Genomic DNA, 294 nt, shown 5'->3' on the forward strand with positions numbered 1-294 from the left:
CGACAGTACCGTCGCCGCCCAGACCCCAGAACTTGCACTCCTTGGTGCCAGCAGCTGCGGTGATTGGAGCGGGCTTGACCTCGGGCAGGGACAGACCGGTGACATCATCGGTGATGCCCAGAGTGAAGCGCTCCTTGGGCTGATCCTTCTCCAGCTCCTTGAACAGAGCGAAGATGGAGGACGGGGGAGTGTCCTTGCTGCCCAGGCCGTAACGGCCGCCGGTCAGAACGGCATCGTTCAGGCCAGCCTCACGCAGGGTAGCAGCAACATCCAGGTACAGGGGCTCGACCAGGG

General features: G+C 63.6%; 1 protein-coding gene. It reads right to left on the bottom strand.

What is annotated here, in order from left to right; genetic code table 11:
- Positions 1-294 (bottom strand): hypothetical protein (locus P0G09_RS19560; protein ID WP_275253512.1); only part of this gene is annotated, 294 nt, incomplete at both ends.

It is taken from the genome of Faecalibacterium sp. DFI.5.82, from assembly GCF_029076575.1.
GTDB lineage: Bacteria > Bacillota > Clostridia > Oscillospirales > Ruminococcaceae > Faecalibacterium > Faecalibacterium duncaniae.